Here is a 22,234-nt window from a genome sequence, read left to right on the forward strand (position 1 = left end):
TTCGGCTCGGCGCCACGGCCACTGCCCGTTCGGTCCGGACAGCCCGGTCGCCCCTTCACTGCGTTACAACAGCTTGTCGATATCCGCCGCGATTTCCTCCGGCTTCGTCGACGGCGCGTAGCGCTTGACGATCCGCCCGTCACGGTCGATCAGGAATTTCGTGAAATTCCACTTGATCGCCTTGAGGCCAAGGATGCCGGGCGCCTCGTCGGTCAGGTAGCGGTACAGCGGATGCGCGTGGTCGCCCTTCACGTCAATCTTCGCGAACATCGGAAACGTGACGCCGTAGTTGCGCTCGCAGAATGCGCCGATCTGCGCGGCATCGCCCGGCTCCTGCTTGCCGAACTGGTTGCACGGGAAGCCGAGCACGAAGAAACCGCGCGCCGCGTACTGGTCGTACAGCTTCTGCAGACCCGCATACTGCGGCGTGAAACCGCACTCGCTTGCGGTATTGACGATCAGCAGCACCTTGCCACGGTACGCATCGAGCGACGCCGGTTCACCGGCGAGCGTCTCTGCGCTGAACGAATACAGGGTGGACATCGGGCACTCCTTTTACGAAACCGGATCGATGTGGAGTCTAGGCCAAATCGCGCCGTTGCGGCACCTGCCGAACGGCCGATATCCGGGGCGACGCGCGCGCAGTCTAGAATAGCGGTTTTGGTCAGTCATTCCTGCCGTGATTCGTTTCAATCAGTTCAGCCTTGCGCGCGGCACCAAGCCGCTGTTCGAATCGGCCTCGTTCGTGCTCAATCCCGGCGAAAAGGCCGGCCTGATCGGTGCGAACGGCGCCGGCAAATCGACGCTGTTCTCGGTCCTGCGCGGCGAGCTGCATTCCGACGGCGGCGATTTCGCGATGCCGCCGTCGTGGCGGATCGCCCATGTGTCGCAGGAAACGCCCGCCGTCGACCGTTCGGCGCTCGACTACACGCTCGATGGCGACACCGCGCTGCGCGAGATCGAAGCGCGCATCGCCGCCGCCTCGGCCGCGCATGACGGCGCGGCCGAGGCCGACGCGCATGCGGCCTTCGCCGACGCCGACGGCTATACCGCGCCGGCGCGCGCCGAAGCGCTGCTGCTCGGCCTCGGCTTCACGCTCGCGCAGACGCGCGAGTCGGTCGCCAGCTTCTCCGGCGGCTGGCGCATGCGGCTGAACCTCGCACAAGCGCTGATGTGCCGCTCCGACCTGCTGCTGCTCGACGAACCGACCAACCACCTCGACCTCGACGCGATCGTCTGGCTCGAGGACTGGCTGCATCGCTACGCCGGCACGCTCGTCGTGATTTCGCACGACCGCGAATTCCTCGACTCGATCTGCAACGTCACGCTGCATCTGGAAAATCGCCAGGTGAAGCGCTACGGCGGCAATTACTCGCAGTTCGAAGTGCTGCGTGCGCAGCAACTGGCGTTGCAGCAAAACGCATATGAAAAGCAGCAGAAGACGATCGAGCACCTGCAGAGCTTCGTCGACCGCTTCAAGGCCAAGGCGACCAAGGCCAAGCAGGCGCAAAGCCGGATGAAGGCGCTCGAGAAGATGGAGCTGATCGCGCCCGCGCACATCGCATCGCCGTTCACCTTCGAGTTCCGTACGCCGGATGCCGCACCGAATCCGATGATGGTAATGGAGGATGTCCGCTGCGGCTACCATGCCGACGACGGCACGGACATCCCGATCGTCGAACGCGTGGCGCTGTCGATCCAGAACGGCCAGCGCATCGGCCTGCTCGGCGCGAACGGCCAGGGCAAGTCGACGCTGATCAAGACGCTGGCCGGCACACTCGCGCCGCTGTCGGGCCACGTGCGCGACGGCAAGGGGCTGACGATCGGCTATTTCGCGCAGCACCAGCTCGAAACGCTGCGCGAGGACGATTCGCCGCTCGCGCATCTCGCACGGCTCGCTCCCGATACGCGAGAGCAGGAACTGCGCGATTTCCTCGGCGGCTTCAATTTCTCGGGCGACATGGCGACGAGCCCGGTCGGCCCGTTCTCGGGCGGCGAGAAAGCGCGGCTCGCGCTCGCGCTGATCATCTGGCAGAAGCCGAACCTGCTGCTACTCGACGAACCGACCAACCACCTCGACCTCGAAACGCGTCACGCGCTGACGATGGCGCTCGCTCAGTTCGAAGGCACGCTGATCCTCGTCTCGCACGACCGCCACCTGCTGCGCGCGACCACCGACCAGTTCATGCTTGTCGCGAAGCACCGTCTGCAGCCGTTCGACGGCGATCTCGACGATTACCGCGACTGGCTGCTGCAGCATGCGGCCGAGCAGCGCGCGGCCGCAAAGGCCGACAGCACGGCGGCCGCGGGCGCGGACCCGGGTGTCAACCGCAAGGATCAGAAACGTCTGGCGGCCGAGGAGCGCCAGCGTCTGTCGCAGTTGAAGAAGCCGCTGCAGAACCGCGTCACGAAGCTCGAAAAGGAAATGGAAACGCTGCACGCGGAGAAGGCGCGCCTCGACGCGTTCGTCGCGGATCCGGCGAGCTACGAGGCCGCGCGCAAGACAGAACTGACCGACGCGATCCGCAAGCTCGGCGAGGTCAATACCCGGCTCGAAACGGTCGAGGCGGACTGGCTCGCCGTGCAGGAAGAGCTCGAGCAGATCGGCTGACCACAGCCCGGGCGCCGCCGGCCGATCGCTTCATCGGCCACGCGCGGCCTCCCCGGGAGCGTCAATGCCCGACGCACCCGCCCGGTTGCGCCGGGCCCGGAAACGACAAGGCCGGGCGCCCGGGCCCGGCCTTGTCGTCATTGTCGCGTTCGCCGTTGCTGCGTCGGCCGTCCGTCGGCCCCGCCGCCCGCTCAACGCCGCGGCAACGTATCGCGCGGCATCTGCTCGTCGTCGTCCATCAGATGACGTCGCCCTTCAGTCGGCCGGCGGATCGCCGCGGCGACCTCCGCTTCCGTTACGTCCTCGGACACGACCCGGCGCGCGAGGCGCCCTTCATCGTCGATCCACTCGACGATCCGACATCCACCGCCCCACGGCTGAACGATCGGCTCCGACACGCGGCAGCCCCGCAGGTTGTAACTGCGTCCGCCCGACGTTTCCCCATACTGTTTGAACATAGGTTCCCTTCGCATTGCGCGGTTCGACAATCCGGCAAAGGATAGGGAAAAGCGATGTCCGGCGGGTTACATCAGCCTACATATTCTTTACAACGAATTACGCGACAGATCGCGGTCGGCCGGCACGCGCGGGTGCCAGCCACGCACGGTCATTCGAGATCGCGCACGCGGTCGATGGCCTGCTCGATCCGCTCGACGGCCATCACGTTCAGCCCTTCGATCGGCTGTTTCGGCGCATTCGCCTTCGGGATCAGCGCCGCGGTGAAACCGAGCTTCGCCGCCTCGCGAAGGCGCTCCTGCCCGCGCGGAGACGGCCGGATCTCGCCCGCCAGCCCCACTTCGCCGAACACGATCAGGCCCTTCGGCAGCGCCTTGTTGCGCATCGACGAATGGATCGCAAGCAGCACCGCGAGGTCGGCGGCCGGTTCGGTGATCTTCACGCCACCCACCGCGTTCAGGAACACGTCCTGATCGAAACACGCGATGCCCGCGTGCCGATGCAGCACCGCGAGCAGCATCGCGAGCCGGTTCTGTTCGAGGCCGACCGCGAGCCGGCGCGGGTTCGGCACGTGGGCCGTATCGACGAGCGCCTGGATTTCGACGAGCAGCGGGCGCGTGCCCTCCTGCGTGACGAGCACGCAGGAACCCGGCACGACCTGCTCGTGCTGCGACAGGAACAGCGCGGACGGGTTCGCGACACCGCGCAGCCCGCGCTCGGTCATCGCGAACACGCCGAGTTCGTTGACCGCGCCGAAGCGGTTCTTGAACGCGCGCACGAGCCGGAACGACGAATGGGTGTCGCCCTCGAAGTACAGCACCGTATCGACGATGTGCTCGAGCACGCGCGGGCCGGCGAGGTTGCCCTCCTTCGTCACGTGCCCGACCATGATGATCGCGGTGCCGGACTGCTTCGCGATGCGCGTGAGCTGCGCCGCGCACTCGCGCACCTGGGCCACCGAACCGGGCGCCGACGTCAGCGCTTCGGAATAGACGGTCTGGATCGAGTCGATGACGGCGACGTCCGGCCGTTCCGCGTCGATCGCGGCCTGGATCTTCTCGAGCTGGATTTCGGCGAGCAGCTTCAGCTCGGCCGCCGGCGCGCCGCCGTCGAGCAGCGCGAGCCGTTGCGCACGCAACGCGATCTGCGCGGCCGATTCCTCGCCGCTGATATAGAGTGCACGACGCTCGCTGGCGATGTCCGCGAGCGACTGCAGCAATAGCGTCGACTTGCCGATGCCCGGATCGCCGCCGATCAGCACGACGCCGCCCGGCACCAGCCCGCCGCCCAGCACGCGGTCGAATTCGCCGATGCCGGTGGAGAAGCGCGGCACGTCGGCCGCCTCGATATCGACGAGCCGCTGCACGGGCGCCCGCTTCGCGAGCGACTGGAAGCGATGGGCTGCCGGCGACTCGGCGACCGATTCGACGAGCGTGTTCCAGGCCTGGCAAGACGGGCATTGCCCCTGCCACTTCGGGGTTTGTCCGCCGCACTCGCTGCAGACGTAGACGGTTTTCTGTTTGGCCACGCGTGCTGCCCTTATTCCGCACGCACCGGCACGCGGCCGGCGACCGCGCACATCAGTTCATAGCCGATGGTCCCGCAATGGCGCGCGACGTCGTCGATCGGCAGCGCGTTGCCCCACAGCTCGACCCGCGCACCGACCCCGGCCTGCGGGCATGGCGTCAGGTCGACGGTAATCATGTCCATCGACACGCGGCCGACGATGCGTGTGCGGATCCCGTCGACGATCACCGGCGTGCCCTCGGGCGCGACGCGCGGATAGCCGTCGGCATAGCCGCAGGCGACGACGCCGATGCGCATCGGCGCCTGCGCGGAGAACGTCGAGCCGTAGCCGATCGCCTGCCCCTTCGCGATCGTCTGCACGGCGATCAACTCGGACGCGAGCGTCATCGCAGGCTTCAGGCCCGCGTCGGCAATGTCGGCCGACAGCCCCGACGGCGATGCGCCATACAGGACGATCCCCGGCCGCACCCAGTCGAAGTGCGTATCCGGATGCCACAGCACGGCCGCCGAATTCGCGAGGCTGCGCGCACCGGCGATGTTTTCCGCGCCGCGCTCGAACGTCGCGAGCTGCTCGGCGACGCCACGCTCGTTGTCGGCGTCCGAAAAATGGGTCATCAACGTGATCTGGCCGATGCCGGGGCACGCACGGGCGCGCTCCCACGCGGCGCGGTATTTCTCCGGCGTGTAACCCAGCCGGTTCATCCCGCTGTTCATCTTGAGCTGTACGTTGACGGGCTTCGACAGCCGCGCCGTCTCCAGCATCCGCATCTGCTCGTCGTTGTGGACGGTGGTCGTCAGGCTGTAGCGATCGATCACGTCGATGTCGGTCGAGCGGAAGAACCCTTCGAGCAGCAGGATCGGGCCGGCCCAGCCGAGCTCGCGCAGTTTCACGGCCTCGTCGAGGTCGAGCAGGCCGAAGCCGTCGGTGCCGCGCAGGCCGGGAAACACGCGCGCGAGCCCGTGGCCGTACGCGTTGGCCTTGACGACCGCCCAGACCTTGGACGGGCCGGCAAATCGGCGAACGACGGAGAGATTGCTCGCGAGAGCGGCGGTATGGATGGTGGCGGAGATCGGGCGCGGCATGGGAAATTTACGTAAAGACGCTTGCGAATCATCAGCTTACCGCGCCTTTTGAGCACCGAAGCCGACAATTTGCGGAACGATCGGGGAATCTTGCTAGTCCGAATTGCCGTATTTTCGTGTTATAAAGCCGTGCGCACAACCCATTTCGAACGGAATAAGCCGATCGCATACTAGGCGGCCTACGCGGCCCTGCCGCAGCGACGAAAGCATCGCATCAGATGAAAAAAGGTTTTTACACCATCATGGCCGCGCAGTTTTTCTCGTCGTTGGCCGACAATGCGCTTCTCATCGCCGCCATCGCCCTGCTGAAAGACCTCCACGCCCCCAACTGGATGACACCGCTGCTCAAGCTGTTCTTCGTGTTGTCCTACGTGGTGCTGGCGGCGTATGTCGGTGCGTTCGCCGACTCGCGCCCGAAGGGCCGTGTGATGTTCATCACCAACTCGATCAAGGTGATCGGCTGCCTGATCATGCTGTTCGGCGCTCATCCGCTGATCGCGTACGGGATCGTCGGATTCGGCGCCGCGGCCTACTCGCCCGCGAAATACGGCATTCTGACCGAGCTGCTGCCGGCCGACAGGCTCGTCGCCGCGAACGGCTGGATCGAAGGCACGACCGTCAGCTCGATCATCCTCGGCACCGTGCTCGGCGGCGCGCTGATCAGCCCGCACATCGCATCGCACGTGATCGCGCACACGCCAGCCTGGATCGCCACTCCTGCCGAAGCGGCGATGGCGATCATCATGGCGATCTACGTGATCGCCGCGATGTTCAACCTGCGGATCCCCGATACCGGCGCCCGCTACCCGAAGCAGGAACGCGGCCCGGTCAAGCTCCTCACGGATTTCGCCGACTGCTTCATGGTGCTGTGGCGCGACAAGCTCGGCCAGATCTCGCTGGCAGTCACGACGCTGTTCTGGGGCGCCGGCGCGACGCTGCAGTTCATCGTGCTGAAGTGGGCTGAAGTGTCGCTCGGCATGTCGCTGTCGGAAGGCGCAATCCTGCAGGCCGTGGTCGCGGTCGGCGTCGCGGCCGGCGCAATCGCCGCCGCCGCGCGGATCCCGCTGAAGAAGTCGCTGACCGTGCTGCCCGTCGGCATCATCATGGGCATCGCGGTGATGTTGATGGCGTTCTACACACGCGACCTGTTCCCGCCGCACTGGGCCGTGCACTTCGGCCATCTGCGCCTGCCCGTCTACCTGATCGTCGCGTACATCTTCCTGATCGGGGTCGGTGCGTTGTCCGGCTACTTCGTCGTTCCGATGAACGCGTTGCTGCAACATCGCGGCCACGTGCTGCTGTCGGCCGGCCACTCGATCGCGGTGCAGAACTTCAACGAGAACCTGTCCGTGCTCGTGATGCTGTGCCTGTATGCGGTGCTCGTGTGGCTCGACGTGCCGGTCGGCGTCGTGATCGTGCTGTTCGGCACGTTCGTGTGCCTGACGATGTGGCTCGTGATGCGCCGCCACCAGGCGAACCAGCGCCAGTTCGACTCGGTCGCGCTGATCGGCGAATCGCGGCACTGACGCTACACTTCCCGTTTCCGTCCGCCGGCGCCGGTCTTCGAACCGGCGCGTTGCCCCGATGACGCACCCGATACCCAACATTCTGACGATCGCCGGCTCCGATTCGGGCGGCGGCGCAGGCATCCAGGCCGACCTGAAGACCTTTTCCGCGCTCGGCGCGTATGGCGCGAGCGTGATCACGGCGCTGACCGCCCAGAACACGCGCGGCGTGACCGGCGTGCACACGCCGGACGCAGCGTTCGTGACCGCGCAGCTCGACGCGGTGTTCGGCGACATCCGCATCGATGCGGTCAAGATCGGGATGCTCGCGAACGCGGCGATCGTGCACGCGGTCGCCGACGCGCTGCGCCGTTACGCACCGCGCTTCGTCGTCCTCGACACGGTGATGATCTCGAAGAGCTCGCACGCGCTGCTCGCGCCCGATGCCGTCGACGCGTTGCGCGATGTGCTGCTGCCGCTCGCGACGGTCGTGACGCCGAACCTGCCCGAGGCGGCCGCGCTGCTGAACGATGTGCCCGCAACCACCGAAAACGACATGGTCCGGCAAGGCCGGGCCTTGCTGCAGACGGGCGCGCGCGCCGTGCTGATGAAAGGCGGCCACCTGCCTGACGCGGCCGCGAGCCCTGACTGGCTCGTCGAAGCGACACGCACCGTGCGGCTCGAGGGCGCACGCGTGCCGGTCAGCAACACGCACGGCACCGGCTGCACGCTGTCGTCGGCGATCGCCTCGCTGCTGCCGCAGCAGCCCGATCTCGAGAGCGCGGTGCGCGAAGCGAAGATCTATCTGACCGGCGCGATTGCCGCGAGCGGCCAGCTCGACGTCGGCCACGGCGTCGGCCCCGTCCATCACTTCCATCGCTGGTGGTAAGCGCCGGCTGACGCAGCGTCAGTGGTCCTGCGCGGCGAACGCCCGCGCACGCGCCGGCCAGTCGTCCGGGACGATGAAGCCGCGCGCCGTCTCCCGCCATACGCCGTCGCCGCCCTGTCGATGCACGCCGATCAGCGCAGGCGCCTGGCGCGCCGTCAATACGGACGGCAGCTCGAGCGAGTGCGCCAGCGGTTCGGGCGCGGCGTCGGGCGGCAACCGCCGCGGCGCGAGCCACGCCAGCCGCGGCAGCACGTTCCACGCCGCGCCGTCGGGTTGCGCGGCGGCCCAGGCCGGCCACTGCGCATGCGTGAGCCAGAACCCACGCGGATGATCGGCCGCGATTTCCGCGGCCACCGGCGGCAGCGGCACGCCGTGCGGATAGAACAGCCAGCCCTTGATGAACATCTGCGCATCGGACGGCGCGCCGTAGCCGAGCAGTGCGAACCCGTGGCGACCGCTCAGCCGCAACTGATGCTCGAGCAACCGGCTGCGCTTGCGGTCGAGGCGATCGACGAGATTCGGCCCGACGAAATCCGCGAGCGATGCGTCGCCGTCTACCGGCGCGCATAGATAGCACTTCACCGCGAGTTCCCAGTGCAGGCGCTGCCCGCCCGGCGCATCGACGAGAAAATCGACTTCGCCGAGCGTCTTGCCGTTGCTGCGCAGCGGCAGATTGGCGGCGACGAGCCGCAGCGACGGCCCGTGCGTGAGGAAATACTCGAGCAGGCATTCGGCATAGCGACCGAGCCGCACGGGCCGTAGCGCGTCGAGTGCGCGGTGCAGCGGGTCCGGCGCGGCATCGAGCGCGACGAGCCACGCTTCGACGGCCACCCGCTCGACCGCGTCCGACCACGGATGTGCGAGCGGCGCGCCGGGCGCCGCGGTAAGCAGGCTCGGGCTCGCGAGGAGCCAGCCCAGATCGCGGACCGCGGCATCGTGCAGCGTATCGACGAACGCGAACGCCGCACCGCGCGTCATTGTCCGGCCGGTCCGTTCGCGTCGGCACCCTCCGCCTGCCGGAACGTATCGCGCGCCAGGCACAGGTCGGCCCACGCCTTTGACTTGTCCTGCAGGCTGCGCAGCAGGTACGCAGGGTGATAGGTAACGATCACCGGCACGCCTTCATACGTGTGCACGCGGCCGCGCAGCGAGGCAATGCTCGCGTCCGTCTTCAGCAGCGTCTGCGCGGCGAAGCGGCCGAGCGCGACGATCAGCTTCGGCTTCACGAGCGCGACCTGGCGCTGCAGGTACGGCTCGCAGCGCGCGACCTCGTCCGGTTCCGGATTGCGGTTGCCCGGCGGGCGGCACTTGATCACGTTCGCGATGTAGACGTTATCGCCGCGCTTGAGCGCGAGCGACTGCAGCATGTTGTCGAGCAGCTTGCCTGCCTGGCCGACGAACGGCTCGCCCTGCTTGTCCTCGTTTTCGCCGGGCGCCTCGCCGATCAGCATCCAGTCCGCTTCTCGATCGCCCACACCGAATACGGTATTGGTGCGCTTCTCGCACAGGCGGCAGCTCGTGCAACCGGCGACGCGTGCGGCCAGCGCATCCCAGTCGAGCATCGCCACCGGGGGTGCGGCGGGACGTGCTTCGTCCGGCGGCAGCGGATCGCCGCGGGGCGCCGCGTCGAACCAGGCGAAATCGTCTTCGGTGACGGGCGGCATGTCGTCCGCGGCAGCGGCCGGTGCGGGCTTGGTGGACGCGCGGTCGTCATCGCTCGCGACACGTGCCGCCGAACCGGCTTCGCCCGCCGGTGCCGCATCGCGTGCGGTTGCGCCGACCGGCGGCGTATCGTCACGTGCGAGTGCACGCGTCGCAGGCGGCTGCGTGTCGCGAGACTGCTCCGCGACCGGCCGGGGCGTTGCCGCGACGGTTGCGGTCGCAACGGCGGAGACGTCGTCCGCCGCGCCGGACGCGGCCGTCGGCGTTGCGCCCGCTTCATCGCTTTGCGCACGCTGCCCGCGCCGCACCCACATTTGCGCGAGCCCCATTTCCTCGAGCGCTGCTTCAGCCCACGCCATGCGCGTCCCCTTCGTCCTTGTTCAGCGTCAGACGCATCACGATCGCGTCCTCCCGGCTGCGATGCCGCGCCGGATAGTAGTTCTTGCGCCGGCCGATCGTCACGAAGCCGAAACGCTCGTACAGATGGATCGCGCGCAGATTGGACGGCCGCACCTCGAGCAGCACGCCGTCGAGCCGTTCGGTGCGCGAGATACGCACGGCTTCGCGCAGCAGCGCGAGGCCCGCGCCCGACTGCTGGGCCGCCGGGGCGACGCACAGGTTCAGCAGGTGCATCTCGTCGATGACCGGCATCAGCACGCAATAGCCGACGAGCGCGCCCGTCACGTGCCGCAGGCACACGCCGAAATAGCCGTTGCGCAACGAATCCTCGAAATTGCCGCGGCTCCACGGGAATTCGTACGCGACCTGCTCGATCGCGACGACTTCGTCGAGATCGGTATCCGTCATCGGCGACAGATAGCGGTCGCTCAACAATACGCCCGTCATCCTTTCTCTCCGCCCGTCTGCGGGGCGCGGGCCGCGATGCGCTCGGCGGTGGTCTGCGCGACCTTGTCGCGCACGTACTCCGGTGCCGCCTGGTCGGCCGGCACCGTACGGCCGGCGCGGAACGCCCGCAGCGCGGCATGCGCGACCGCCAGCGCATGCGGCAACGCTTCGCCGTCGATCACGGCCGCGGCGGCCGCGGCCGGCAACTGCGTGCCGAATGCGGCCGCCGCATTGCCAGCGAGCGTGAACGGCGCGTCGGGCACGCCGACGGCGCCCGGCGCATCGAGCGACGCAGGATGCACCGTGCGCCAGTCGCCCGCCTGGTCGTCCCACGCGAAGTCGGCCCAGTATGCTTCGTCCATTCGCGCATCGAGCGCGGCCAGCACGCGCGTCGTGCCGGGCGCGCGCAGCCGCGCATGCTCGGCGCACGCGAGCAGCGTGCTGACCGGCACGACCGGCAGCCCGCACCCGAACGCGAGACCCTGGGTAATGCCGGTCGCGGTACGCAGCCCGGTAAACGAGCCGGGGCCCGCGCCGAATGCGATCGCGTCGCAATCGGCGAGCGTGAGGCCCGATTCGGCGAAGAGCGCCTGGATGGCCGGCAGCACGCGCGTGCTCGACACGGCGCCCGTCAGCTCGTGGCGGACCCAAGTTTGCGGGGTGGAAACGGCGTCATCGGCCGGAGCCGAGCGCAGCAGCGCGACCGAGCAGTATTCGGTCGACGTATCGATGGCGAGGAGCACTGTTTGCGTCATGGCCGACATTGTAATGCGGCGCCCCGTTCCCACGGGCGATCGGGCCCGATCTGTGCGCGCGTTCGGCGCCGGCGGCGGTTTGGAAGGATCGCTCGACCCCGCGCGGCGGTCCGCTTGTTAAGATCGCCCGACCTGAAACCCTTACGGAGACACCCGATGAGCGAACTCACCGCCCAATTCGACCAGGCCCAGATCGACGTCAAGCAACTGACGGAACGGCCGGGCAACCTGACCCTGCTGCGCCTGTATGCGCTCTTCAAGCAGGCAACTGACGGCGACGCACACGGCGACAAGCCGGGCTTCACCGACATCGTCGGCAAGTACAAGTATGACGCGTGGGAAGCGCTGAAAGGCACGACCCAGGATGCGGCGAAGCAGCAGTACATTGAACTCGTCGAATCGCTGAAGAACGGCACGGCTTCCTGACCGAACCACGCCCGTCGCAATAAGCAATCAAATCAGTGGCGCAGCGCAGCAAAAGTCTTTATAATGCGGCCTGCGTCATCCCCGCGCTCGGCTCGCATGCCGTTCCGGCCCGACGCCTCGTAGCGTTAAGCTCCAATCCGGTTTAGAACCTGTCCCCTCCTGCTTCGACCCTCGCGGTCGTCACTTATCAGGCTGGCGGCCCCGCTCCAGAAGCGCGCCGCACCCAAAACAGCTTCTAATGCCTCATCCGCCGACTGTTCGGCGGATTGCACCCGTTTCCCGATTTGCTCGCTGAATCCGACGACTTGGGTATGCGCGATTGGCGCCGACGTTTCACCCACTGTGTTTCAAGGATTGTTATGACTTCGAGCATCAACTCCAGCCCGCTCAACGCGATCGCCGACCAGGCGCTCGGTCTCGACGACGCCGCCGCACCGGCCGCGGTCGAACCGGCGTCGGACGAGCCGAGCTTCGCGTCGCTCGGGTTGTCGCCGGAGATCGTCTCCGCGCTGCAGGCCGCCGGCTATGTGAAGCCGACGCCGGTCCAGCAGCGCGCGATTCCGGCCGGCATCGCCGGCCGCGACCTGCTGGTGTCGAGCCCGACCGGTTCGGGCAAGACGGCCGCATTCATGCTGCCCGCGATCGAACGCTTCGCGCAGCTCCAGAAGACGCTGGCGCAGCAGCCGCGCGCGCCGCGCGAACCGAACCAGGGCGACCGCCGTGCGCGCCGCCCGCAACCTGTCGCGCGCCCGGGCCTGCTCGTGCTGACGCCGACCCGTGAACTCGCGATGCAGGTCACCACGGCCGCGTCGACCTACGGCAAGCACCTGAAGCGCCTGCGCACGGTCAGCATCCTCGGCGGCGTCGCCTACGGCCAGCAGCTGATGCTGCTCGCGAAGAACCCCGAAATCCTGGTCGCCACGCCGGGCCGCCTGCTCGACCACCTCGAGCGCGGCCGTATCGACCTGTCCGAACTGAAGATGCTCGTGCTCGACGAAGCCGATCGCATGCTCGACATGGGCTTCATCGACGATATCGAGACGATCGTCGCCGCGACGCCCGCGTCGCGCCAGACGATGCTGTTCTCGGCCACGCTCGACGGCAAGATCGGTTCGCTGACGAGCCGCCTGCTGAAGGACCCCGAGCGCATCGAGATCCAGCAGCGCCTCGAGTCGCGCGCGAACATCGCGCAGACCGTGCACTACGTCGACGACCGCGACCACAAGGATCGCCTGCTCGATCACCTGCTGCGCGACGACGCGCTCGACCAGGCGATCATCTTCACGGCAACCAAGATCGACGCCGACCAGCTCGCCGGCCGTCTCGCCGACGCTGGCTTCGAATCGGCCGCGCTGCACGGCGACCTGCCGCAGGGCGCGCGTAACCGCACGATCCGTGCGCTGCGCGAGCGCCGCGTGCGCGTGCTGGTCGCGACCGACGTCGCGGCCCGCGGCATCGACATCCCGGGCATCACGCACGTGTTCAACTACGACCTGCCGAAGTTCGCGGAAGACTACGTGCACCGTATCGGCCGTACGGGCCGTGCCGGCCGTTCGGGCACCGCGGTGAGCCTCGTGCACCACGCCGAACAAGGCGCGCTCAAGCGCATCGAGCGCTTCGTGCGCTCGCCGCTGCCGGTCAACGTGATCGAAGGCTTCGAGCCGCGCAAGGCACCCCTGCGCAACGATCGCGGCACTGGCGGCCGCGGCCGTCCGGGCGGCGGTAACGGCGGTCGTCGTTTCGGCGGCAAGCCGGGCGGCGGTCATGGCGGCAACGGCCGCAGCTACGGCGGCGGCAATGGCGGCGGCTGGAGCGGCAAGCCCGGCGGCAGCCGTGACGGCGGCCCGCGTCGCGACGGCCAGCGCAGCAGCGGCCCGCGTCGCAGCAATTCGGCGTCGTAAGCACGCCCGGGCGGCCCTGCGCCGCCCCGCCCATCCGGCAGACCGGCGCACCCGCGCCGGTTTTTTTTCGTCCGACGCCAAATTTCACGATGCGAAAAATTTTTTTGCGTCGTAAAAAATCATGCTGCGCAGCACAACCTTACAATTGCGAGATGGGAAAAATCGTTTCTCATTGCGAAATTGAACTCACAAATCATTGATTAATAACAATTAAAAAGTTTAGTGCTTCTTGAGCCAACCTCTGTTTCGCTCCGATCGGTTTGCCTACACTCTTATACAAGACTTCCCGGAACGGCACGCACCCTGCCCCCGTTTCGAGAACAGCACCAGTACCTTCCGATTCGACGATCTGGCAACACACCGCATCAAGGAGCTCATCATGTCGCGACAGCAACAGACACAGGAACTGCAAACGCAATGGGAAACCGATCCGCGCTGGAAGGGCATCAAGCGCAGCTACACGGCTGAGGACGTGGTTCGCCTGCGCGGCTCGATCGCCGTCGAGCACACGCTGGCCAAGCGCGGCGCGGAAAAGCTGTGGAGCCTCATCAACGAAGAGCCGTTCGTCAACGCGCTCGGTGCGCTGACCGGCAATCAGGCGATGCAGCAGGTGAAGGCCGGCCTGAAGGCAATCTACCTGTCCGGCTGGCAGGTGGCCGGCGACGCGAACGTCGCGGGTGAAATGTACCCGGACCAGTCGCTGTACCCGGCGAACTCGGTGCCGCTCGTCGTCAAGCGCATCAACAACACGCTGACGCGTGCCGACCAGATCCAGTGGTCCGAAGGCAAGAACCCGGGCGACGAAGGCTACGTGGACTTCTTCGCGCCGATCGTTGCCGATGCGGAGGCCGGCTTCGGCGGCGTGCTGAACGCGTTCGAACTGATGAAGGCGATGATCGAGGCAGGCGCATCGGGCGTCCACTTCGAGGACCAGCTCGCGTCGGTGAAGAAGTGCGGCCACATGGGCGGCAAGGTGCTCGTGCCGACGCGCGAAGCGGTCGCAAAGCTCACGGCGGCGCGTCTCGCGGCGGACGTGATGGGCACGCCGACCGTGCTGGTCGCGCGGACCGACGCGGAAGCGGCGGACCTGATCACGTCCGACATCGACGACAACGACAAGCCGTTCCTGACGGGCGAGCGCACGGTCGAAGGCTTCTTCCGCACGAAGCCGGGCATCGGGCAGGCGATCTCGCGAGGCCTCGCGTATGCGCCGTACGCCGACCTCGTCTGGTGCGAAACGGGCAAGCCGGATCTGGAGTACGCGAAGAAATTCGCGGAAGCGATCCACAAGCAGTTCCCGGGCAAGATGCTGTCGTACAACTGTTCGCCGTCGTTCAACTGGAAGAAGAACCTCGACGACGCGACGATCGCGAAGTTCCAGAAGGAGCTCGGCGCGATGGGCTACAAGTTCCAGTTCATCACGCTGGCCGGCTTCCATGCGCTGAACTACTCGATGTTCAACCTCGCGCACGGCTATGCCCGCACGCAGATGAGCGCGTTCGTCGAACTGCAGCAGGCCGAGTTCGCGGCGGCGGACAAGGGCTTCACGGCCGTCAAGCACCAGCGCGAAGTCGGCACCGGCTACTTCGACGCCGTTACGCAGACGGTCGAGCGCGAAGCCTCGACGACCGCGCTGCACGGCTCGACCGAAGACGAACAGTTCTTCGACGGCAAGAAGGTCGCATAACGCGCGAAAGAAAGCGTCACGCCGTTGCCCGCCCGTCACGCGACGGCGCGGCATCGGCTGCACGGGACAACAATCAGGGAGGAGACGGCAGGCGCGCGGTGACCCGTGCGACCCGCCGCGCGGCCTGCGGCCGCCAGCAACGACGCGCGCCGGCTTCGTCCGGCGCGCCTTTTTTCAGCGGCGCTGCCGTGCCGCCGCCCGCGGCCATACACGGCGCCGCGTCTACCGATAGACGATCACTGGAATTTTCGTATGGGTCAGCACGCGCTGCGTTTCGCTGCCGATCAGCAGACTGCCGAGCCCGCGGCGTCCGTGCGACGCCATGAAGATCACGTCGCAGCCGCCGCGTTCGGCCGCCTCGATGATGCCGAGGTACGGCGAGGGGTGCACGCTGGTCCAGCTGTCGCAGACGACGCCAGCTGCCTTCGCGGCCGCCTGCACGTCGTCGAGGTGTGCGCGCGCCTCGCGCTCGCTGCGCGCCCGGAAATCGGCGGGCGGTTCGATGATCACTTCGGAAAACGGCGAGTACGGATACTGCGGCAGGCACGCATAGGCCGTGACCTGCGCGCCGACCGCACGCGCCAGATCGATCGCGCCGTCGATCGCCTTCTGCGACAGCTCGGAACCATCGGTTGGAACGAGGATGTGCCGGAACATCGCGCCCTCCTGCGTCAGACGCACCGCGCGCGCCGCGAACCCATGCGGGCCGGCCCGGGCGCGTCGCGCATGCCAGTTTCGATTGTAGTGCGCGAAACCGCGCGACCGGCGCCGGCAGCGGGTTCGCCCTCATATCGGAAACGCGCGGACGGGCGCGCCCTACTCGCCCCAATACCCGGGCCGTTCGTAAGTATGTTTCAGGTAATCGAGAAACAGGCGCACGCGCAGCGGCAGGTGGCGGCGCTGCGGAAACACCGCGTGGATGCCGATCGGCGGCGCCGCGAACGCGTCGAGCACGCTGACGAGGCGGCCGGCCGCGATGTCGTCGCCGACCTCCCACCACGATCGCCATGCCAGGCCGTGGCCGGCAAGACACCACTCGTGCAGCACCGCGCCGTCCGAGCATTCCATCGTACCGTTCACGCGGATCGACACGACCTTGTCGTCCTCCTGGAACACCCAGCCGCGTTGCTGGTTGGCGTTCGCGGCCAGCGCGAGGCAGTTGTGGCGCGCGAGTTCCGCGAGCGTGGCCGGCGTGCCGCGTCGCGCGAGATACGCGGGGGACGCGACGCACACGCGCCGGTTCTCGCCGAGCTTCAGCGACACCAGCGACGAATCGGGCAACTCGCCGAGCCGCACCGCGCAATCGAACCCTTCGTTGACGAGATCGACCATCCGGTCGGAGAGGTCGAGCGTGACCGACACGTCCGGATGCGCGCCACTGAATTCGGGCACGAGCGGCGCGACGTGGCGGCGGCCGAAACCGGCCGGCGCGGAAATGCGCAGGTGGCCGCTCGCCTTCACGCCGCCAGCGGACACGCTCGCCTCCGCGTTCTGCATGTCGTTGATGATCCGCTGGCAATCCTCGAGGAAGGCCGACCCCTCGAAGGTCAGTGTGAGCTTGCGGGTCGTGCGCACCAGCAGCTTGACGCCGAGCCGCTCCTCGAGCGCGTCGAGGCGGCGGCCGATGATCGCCGGTGCGACGCCTTCCGCATGCGCCGCCGCCGACAGGCTGCCCTTCGCCGCGACCGCGGCGAACGTTTCGATCTGTTTGAACCGGTCCATGACTCGCCAGGGTGGTGCTCCCGCCCTTCAAATAGCTTGAGCGGTCAAGATTATGTATATGAAAGTAAAAGATCAAGTGATGATTAGCGTCTTTTTTAGCATCTGCCATCACGAATAGAATCGACCCGACCTCTGAAACTGGAGCGCAAGGCTATGTCGGCCACAACGACACTCTCCTCTCCCGACGCAATCCTCTTCGACGCATTCGGTACGTTGTTCGACGTGCATGCGGTCGTGGCCGCGGCAGAGCAGATGTTTCCCGGTCACGGGGAGCGGTTGTCGCAGCTGTGGCGACGCAAGCAAATCGAATATTCGCAGTTGCGCACGCTCGCCGATCCGTCCGGCGCCCGCTATCGCCCGTTCCGCGACATCACGCTCGACGCGCTGCGGTTCGCCGCGCGCGTGCTCGGCCTCGCGCTGAACAGCGCGGCCGAGAAGCGGCTGATGGACGAATACGCGTGCCTGTCCACCTATCCCGACACGGTGCCCGCGCTGCGCAAGCTGCGCGCGCTCGAACCGCGCCCGCCGCTCGCGATCCTGTCGAACGGCAACCCGGAGATGCTCGACATCGCGATCAAGAGCGCCGGCATGACCGGCCTGTTCGATCGCGTGCTGTCGGCCGACACGGTGCGCGCGTACAAGCCGAGCCCGGTCGCGTATGCGCTTGGCACCGCCGCGTTCGGCGCGAATCCGCGCGACATCGTGTTCGTGTCGTCGAACGCCTGGGACGTCGCGGGGGCCGGCTGGTTCGGCTACACGACGTTCTGGCTCAACCGCACGGGCGCGCCCGCCGAGGAACTCGGCGTACCGCCCGACGGCACCGGCAGCGGCATGGCCGACCTGCTCGCATTCCTCGCCACCCCGGCTCCGTCCGGCAGACCCGCGAACCGCGCGCGCCCCGGCCCGGGCGCATGACGTTCGCGGCGCTGCCGCCTTCCCCCTTCACCGAAACCGCAACTGACCGACCAAGGAGATGAGACTCATGAGCACCCCGATCACGCTGCCGCAAGGCATGGCGATCACCGGCGAAATCAAGCCGGGTTACGAAGCGATCCTGACGCCTGAAGCGCTCGCACTCGTCGCGGCGCTGCACCGCGCGTTCGAGCCGCGCCGCCAGGCACTGCTGCAGGCCCGCGTCGAGCGCACCAAGCGCCTCGACGCCGGCGAGCGCCCCGATTTCCTGGCCGATACGAAGGCGATCCGCGAAGGCGACTGGAAGGTCGCGCCGCTGCCGGCCGACCTGCAATGCCGCCGTGTCGAGATCACCGGCCCCGTCGAGCGCAAGATGATCATCAACGCGCTGAACTCCGGCGCCGATTCGTACATGACGGACTTCGAGGATTCGAACGCGCCGAGCTGGACGAACCAGATCGACGGCCAGATCAACCTGAAGGACGCCGTGCGCCGCACGATTTCGCTCGAGCAGAACGGCAAGTCGTACCGGCTGAACGACAAGGTCGCGACGCTGATCGTGCGCCCGCGCGGCTGGCACCTCGACGAGAAGCACGTGACGGTCGACGGCCAGCGCGTGTCCGGCGGCATCTTCGATTTCGCGCTGTTCCTGTTCCACAACGCAAAGGAACTGATCGCGCGCGGCTCGGGCCCGTACTTCTACCTGCCGAAGATGGAAAGCCATCTCGAGGCGCGCCTGTGGAACGACATCTTCGTCGCCGCACAGGAGGCAGTCGGCGTGCCGCGCGGCACGATCCGCGCGACGGTGCTGATCGAAACGATCCTCGCGGCATTCGAGATGGACGAGATCCTGTACGAACTGCGCGAACACAGCTCGGGCCTGAACGCCGGCCGCTGGGACTACATCTTCTCGGCGATCAAGAAGTTCAAGAACGACCGCGACTTCTGCCTGGCCGACCGCTCGAAGATCACGATGACGGTGCCGTTCATGCGGGCGTACGCGCTGCTGCTGCTGAAGACCTGTCACAAGCGCAACGCGCCGGCGATCGGCGGGATGAGCGCGCTGATTCCGATCAAGAACGATCCGGAAGCGAACGACAAAGCGATGGGCGGCGTGCGCTCGGACAAGCAGCGCGACGCGACCGACGGCTACGACGGGGGCTGGGTCGCGCACCCGGGCCTCGTGCCGATCGCGATGGAAGAATTCGTCAAGGTGCTCGGCGACCGGCCGAACCAGATCGCGAAGCAGCGTGACGACGTCCAGATCGAAGGCAGGAACCTGCTCGACTTCCAGCCTGAAGCACCGATCACCGAAGCCGGCCTGCGCAACAACATCAACGTCGGCATCCATTATCTCGGCGCCTGGCTCGACGGCAACGGCTGCGTGCCGATCCACAATCTGATGGAAGACGCGGCGACCGCCGAGATCTCCCGCTCGCAGGTATGGCAGTGGATCCGCTCGCCGAAGGGCGTGCTCGACGACGGCCGCAAGGTCACGGCCGAGCTCGTACGCGAATTCGCGAAGGCCGAGCTTGAGAACGTGAAGCGTTCGGTCGGCGGCAACACGCAGCCTTACGAGCGTGCCGCGGCGATCTTCGAGCAGATGTCGACGTCGGAAGGCTTCACCGAATTCCTGACGCTGCCGCTGTACGAGGAAATCTGACGACGCGGACCGGGTCGACCTGCTCGCCCCGACCTGCCCGCCGCCGGTCGCGCGCGACGCGGCGGCATGAAAAAAGCGCCCTGCGGGGCGCTTTTTATTTTTGCCGTGCAGCCGTTCGCCGCGCGGACGCTCAGGCGGCTTCCCGCTCGCGCCGGTGCTGAACCCAGTCGCCCGACGCAATGCGCGGTCGGTCGGCTGCCGCATGCGCGGCGACCGGATAGTAGACGCACGCATACGCACGGCCGCCGAGCTCGACGATCACCGGCTCCTGCCGGAACAGCGTGTCGACGCCCGGATAGACGCGCTCGATCTCGTCGAGCACGGGCACCAGTTGTTCGTCGATCTCGTAGACGTCGCCCCATACGAGCGACTGGCCGGCCGGCCCGGCGACCATGCCCGGATACGGGCCGAAATCGTACAGTTCGCCCGGCAGCGCGGCCGCACCGAGCAGCGTCGGCGCGGCGATCCCGTGCCGCGCGGCCGCATGGCCGATGTCATTGGCCTCTCCCGCTCTCAACGTGCCGTAGACGAATACGTAGCGCATTGTGGTTCTCCTCTTCGATTCAGATGTTGCGGTGCCGGGCCGTCGCGGCCGCGCTGCGGGCGCCGGCGTCGCCGGGGCGCCGCTCGCGCGAGGACGCGCCCGCATCGATAGACCGCGCCGGCGGCCCGATGGTTCTTTTCGGCACGACGCGGCGCGCTGGCCCGGCACCCGGATCGCGTCGGCCGGAACGCGTGCGGCCCCATACAAAGTTCATTTGAACGGTGCATTATCGGCCGAAAAACCGCCGCATGCGCCTGCGCGGCGCCTTCTAAAATAACGGCATCGCCGCCGAGCCGACCGAATCGTCCATGAATCCGCCTGCCCAAGCCGACGCATCGAATCCCTACGACGTCATCGACATCCCGCCCGAGTTCGCGCCGACCCGCGTCCACCCGATGCGCGTACGGGCGCGGCAGGTGGATGCCGGCCGCCGGATCCCGCTGCACACGCACGCGTGGGCGCAACTTGCGTATGCGTCGCGCGGCGTGCTGCGCGTCGCGACGACCGGGACGACCTGGATGGTGCCGCCTTCCCGAGCGATCTGGGTGCCGCCGCACGTCACGCACGAGGTCGTGATCGTCGAGGAAGCGTACTTGCGCACGCTGTATATCGACGAGTCGGTCGTGCCGGACGGGCTCGACGCATGCCGGGTCGTCGAAGTGACCGGCCTGCTGCGCGAACTGATCGTCGCACTCGACGCGCGCGACCTGAGCAGCGAACGCGAACGGCTGCTGTGCGGGCTCGTGCTCGACGAACTGAGCCGCGCCGAACCGCTGCCGCTCGCGGTGCCGATGCCCGACGAGAAGCGGCTGCGCCTGCTGTGCGAGTCGGTGCTCGCGCAACCCGCGCACGCGGAATCGCTCGAACACTGGGCGGGTGAGGTCGGCGCAAGCACACGCACGATTTCGCGGCTGTTCAAGCAGGAACTGGGCGTGAGTTTTTCGCAGTGGCGGCAGCAGGCGCTGCTCGCGCGCGCGATTCCACTGTTGAACCAGGGGCGTCCTCTGTCACATATCGCGCGTGAGCTCGGCTACCAGAGCCAGAGCGCGTTTTCGGCGATGTTCCGGCGCGCGTTCGGCGAAAGCCCGCGCGCATTCATGCTGCGCGGCTATGAGCATCGCGGCTCGGAAGACGGCATCGCCACCGACGACATCCCCGACGACGACGCGATCGGCACTGCACGCTGACCGTCGCCAGGTTGCCTCCGGCCTTGTGCCGTTGCGCATTCAGACTGCGCGCACCATATGACGGATCGATCCGATCTGCGCCAGCCTGGGCCCGGTGACGCGGTACCCCATGCGCTGGTAGAGTTTCGCGGCCGGATTGTCGACGAACACGCGCAACTGCAGTTCGTGCAGCCCGCGGGCGCGCGCCCAACGATGCGACATGTCGAGCATGTAGGTGCCTGCACCCTGCCCGCGATGGCCGGCTGCGATCTGCACGTCGCGGATGTGCAGCGAATCGCCCTCCTCGGTCATGCGCAGCACGCCGATGCGTTGACCGTCGGCTTCCAGGATGAAGTTTTCGGATTCGCGCCAGCTCGCATAGAACAGATCGCTGCGCCAGACGAGGCCATGGCGCTTGTAATAGCCGCCCATGTTGCCGTGCGTGAGCGCCTCGGCAAAGGGAAAATCGCCAGGCTCCGCTGGCCGGAGCTGATACAGCAATCGCAGGTCGGTCGGATCGAGCATCGCGCGGGGGTCAAGTACGCATCCCGCCACGATAGCGCAGTCGCGGGCGGATGCAATCGCGAATTTCTCGTAGCGACGCGCGGATCGGCGATGCAAATGAAAAAGCCCGCGCGAGGCGGGCTTTTTCATTTTCTGGCAGAGCGGACGGGACTCGCCTACATCCCGCAGGCCGCGGCTGCGCGTGCACGCGCAGCCCTTCGAGTCCCGCCGGAAGCCGCGCAGGCGGCTTCCTCCACTCCGCAATCACGCGCCCGCAAGCGGGCACGAACGGAAACGCAAATGAAAAAGCCCGCACGAGGCGGGCTTTTTCATTTTCTGGCGGAGCGGACGGGACTCGAACCCGCGACCCCCGGC

The 22,234-nt window shown here is 67.3% G+C and carries 22 protein-coding genes; 10 read left to right on the forward strand and 12 right to left on the reverse strand.

Features of this window, described 5'->3' with window-relative positions; all coding sequences use genetic code 11:
* Positions 1 to 63 precede the first annotated feature (63 nt).
* Positions 64 to 543: a glutathione peroxidase gene (locus BTE28158_RS30475; protein ID WP_124902301.1), complete on the reverse strand. Its 480-nt coding sequence runs from the start codon at positions 541 to 543 to the stop codon at positions 64 to 66.
* A 136-nt stretch (positions 544 to 679) separates the two neighbouring features.
* Between BTE28158_RS30475 and BTE28158_RS30480 the strand changes: the two genes are divergently transcribed.
* Positions 680 to 2,611 carry an ATP-binding cassette domain-containing protein gene (locus tag BTE28158_RS30480; protein ID WP_151050573.1) on the forward strand — a complete coding sequence of 644 codons (1,932 nt, stop codon included), beginning with the start codon at positions 680 to 682 and terminating at the stop codon, positions 2,609 to 2,611.
* Positions 2,612 to 2,802: 191 nt separating this feature from the next.
* On the opposite strand, the gene BTE28158_RS30485 is transcribed toward BTE28158_RS30480, so the two are convergent.
* The 3 genes from BTE28158_RS30485 to alr form a co-directional block, all read right to left on the reverse strand.
* On the reverse strand, positions 2,803 to 3,069 hold the full coding sequence (locus tag BTE28158_RS30485) for a DUF2866 domain-containing protein (protein WP_059599911.1): 267 nt from the start codon (positions 3,067 to 3,069) through the stop codon (positions 2,803 to 2,805).
* 149 nt (positions 3,070 to 3,218) lie between these two features.
* On the reverse strand, positions 3,219 to 4,595 hold the full coding sequence (gene radA / locus BTE28158_RS30490; protein WP_044847946.1) for a DNA repair protein RadA: 1,377 nt from the start codon (positions 4,593 to 4,595) through the stop codon (positions 3,219 to 3,221).
* Between the two features lie 11 nt (positions 4,596 to 4,606).
* Positions 4,607 to 5,677 (reverse strand): alanine racemase, encoded by a 1,071-nt coding sequence (gene alr, locus BTE28158_RS30495; protein ID WP_124622420.1) that lies wholly within the window; start codon positions 5,675 to 5,677, stop codon positions 4,607 to 4,609.
* Positions 5,678 to 5,895: 218 nt separating this feature from the next.
* Here alr and lplT point away from each other — a divergent pair, with 218 nt between their 5' ends.
* Together lplT and thiD are read left to right on the forward strand one after the other, a co-directional pair.
* Entirely contained in the window at positions 5,896 to 7,203 is a 1,308-nt protein-coding gene (gene lplT / locus BTE28158_RS30500; RefSeq protein ID WP_151050575.1) for a lysophospholipid transporter LplT, read from the forward strand.
* Between the two features lie 58 nt (positions 7,204 to 7,261).
* Complete coding sequence (thiD, locus tag BTE28158_RS30505) at positions 7,262 to 8,071, forward strand: bifunctional hydroxymethylpyrimidine kinase/phosphomethylpyrimidine kinase (RefSeq protein ID WP_151050577.1); 810 nt, start codon at positions 7,262 to 7,264, stop codon at positions 8,069 to 8,071.
* Between the two features lie 18 nt (positions 8,072 to 8,089).
* On the opposite strand, the gene BTE28158_RS30510 is transcribed toward thiD, so the two are convergent.
* From BTE28158_RS30510 to tsaB, 4 genes are read right to left on the reverse strand one after another with little or no spacing between them, the layout of a single operon-like run.
* Positions 8,090 to 9,049 carry a DUF1853 family protein gene (locus BTE28158_RS30510; protein ID WP_174920259.1) on the reverse strand — a complete coding sequence of 320 codons (960 nt, stop codon included), beginning with the start codon at positions 9,047 to 9,049 and terminating at the stop codon, positions 8,090 to 8,092.
* The gene (locus BTE28158_RS30515; RefSeq protein WP_151052350.1) at positions 9,046 to 10,092 is read right to left on the reverse strand and encodes a uracil-DNA glycosylase; all 1,047 of its coding nucleotides are present in this window, start codon (positions 10,090 to 10,092) and stop codon (positions 9,046 to 9,048) included. Before BTE28158_RS30515 ends, BTE28158_RS30510 begins: the two co-directional genes overlap by 4 nt.
* A complete protein-coding gene (rimI, locus tag BTE28158_RS30520) occupies positions 10,079 to 10,579 on the reverse strand; it encodes a ribosomal protein S18-alanine N-acetyltransferase (protein WP_151052352.1) in 501 nt (166 codons plus the stop codon). Before rimI ends, BTE28158_RS30515 begins: the two co-directional genes overlap by 14 nt.
* Positions 10,576 to 11,343: a tRNA (adenosine(37)-N6)-threonylcarbamoyltransferase complex dimerization subunit type 1 TsaB gene (gene tsaB / locus BTE28158_RS30525; protein WP_151052354.1), complete on the reverse strand. Its 768-nt coding sequence runs from the start codon at positions 11,341 to 11,343 to the stop codon at positions 10,576 to 10,578. The genes rimI and tsaB overlap by 4 nt, the downstream gene beginning before the upstream one ends.
* 147 nt (positions 11,344 to 11,490) lie before the next feature.
* On the opposite strand from tsaB, the gene BTE28158_RS30530 reads away from it, so the two are divergent.
* From BTE28158_RS30530 to aceA, 3 genes are all read left to right on the forward strand, one after another.
* Positions 11,491 to 11,760, forward strand: coding sequence for an acyl-CoA-binding protein (locus tag BTE28158_RS30530; protein WP_059529263.1), 270 nt, complete (start codon positions 11,491 to 11,493; stop codon positions 11,758 to 11,760).
* Positions 11,761 to 12,119: 359 nt separating this feature from the next.
* Positions 12,120 to 13,661, forward strand: a complete 1,542-nt coding sequence (locus tag BTE28158_RS30535; protein WP_174920261.1) for a DEAD/DEAH box helicase — start codon at positions 12,120 to 12,122, stop codon at positions 13,659 to 13,661.
* Between the two features lie 379 nt (positions 13,662 to 14,040).
* Positions 14,041 to 15,348, forward strand: coding sequence for an isocitrate lyase (aceA, locus tag BTE28158_RS30540; protein WP_059599902.1), 1,308 nt, complete (start codon positions 14,041 to 14,043; stop codon positions 15,346 to 15,348).
* A 222-nt stretch (positions 15,349 to 15,570) separates the two neighbouring features.
* Here aceA and BTE28158_RS30545 read toward each other — a convergent pair whose 3' ends face one another.
* Entirely contained in the window at positions 15,571 to 16,005 is a 435-nt protein-coding gene (locus tag BTE28158_RS30545) for a universal stress protein (RefSeq protein ID WP_057929788.1), read from the reverse strand.
* 159 nt (positions 16,006 to 16,164) lie between these two features.
* Positions 16,165 to 17,070, reverse strand: coding sequence for a LysR family transcriptional regulator (locus tag BTE28158_RS30550; protein WP_059599901.1), 906 nt, complete (start codon positions 17,068 to 17,070; stop codon positions 16,165 to 16,167).
* 153 nt (positions 17,071 to 17,223) lie between these two features.
* Between BTE28158_RS30550 and BTE28158_RS30555 the strand changes: the two genes are divergently transcribed.
* Together BTE28158_RS30555 and aceB are read left to right on the forward strand one after the other, a co-directional pair.
* Positions 17,224 to 17,985: a haloacid dehalogenase type II gene (locus BTE28158_RS30555; protein ID WP_151052178.1), complete on the forward strand. Its 762-nt coding sequence runs from the start codon at positions 17,224 to 17,226 to the stop codon at positions 17,983 to 17,985.
* 67 nt (positions 17,986 to 18,052) lie between these two features.
* Positions 18,053 to 19,645, forward strand: a complete 1,593-nt coding sequence (gene aceB / locus BTE28158_RS30560; protein WP_124902294.1) for a malate synthase A — start codon at positions 18,053 to 18,055, stop codon at positions 19,643 to 19,645.
* A gap of 130 nt (positions 19,646 to 19,775) precedes the next feature.
* On the opposite strand, the gene BTE28158_RS30565 is transcribed toward aceB, so the two are convergent.
* A complete protein-coding gene (locus tag BTE28158_RS30565; protein ID WP_151052180.1) occupies positions 19,776 to 20,189 on the reverse strand; it encodes a gamma-glutamylcyclotransferase family protein in 414 nt (137 codons plus the stop codon).
* Between the two features lie 308 nt (positions 20,190 to 20,497).
* On the opposite strand from BTE28158_RS30565, the gene BTE28158_RS30570 reads away from it, so the two are divergent.
* Positions 20,498 to 21,376: an AraC family transcriptional regulator gene (locus tag BTE28158_RS30570; RefSeq protein ID WP_124622398.1), complete on the forward strand. Its 879-nt coding sequence runs from the start codon at positions 20,498 to 20,500 to the stop codon at positions 21,374 to 21,376.
* Between the two features lie 39 nt (positions 21,377 to 21,415).
* On the opposite strand, the gene BTE28158_RS30575 is transcribed toward BTE28158_RS30570, so the two are convergent.
* Positions 21,416 to 21,880, reverse strand: a complete 465-nt coding sequence (locus BTE28158_RS30575; protein WP_151050175.1) for a GNAT family N-acetyltransferase — start codon at positions 21,878 to 21,880, stop codon at positions 21,416 to 21,418.
* Between the two features lie 90 nt (positions 21,881 to 21,970).
* Between BTE28158_RS30575 and BTE28158_RS30580 the strand changes: the two genes are divergently transcribed.
* On the forward strand, positions 21,971 to 22,234 hold a 264-nt coding region (locus BTE28158_RS30580; protein WP_217481649.1), incomplete at its 3' end, for a hypothetical protein.

This window comes from Burkholderia diffusa (genome assembly GCF_902499115.1).
Lineage (GTDB): Bacteria > Pseudomonadota > Gammaproteobacteria > Burkholderiales > Burkholderiaceae > Burkholderia > Burkholderia diffusa.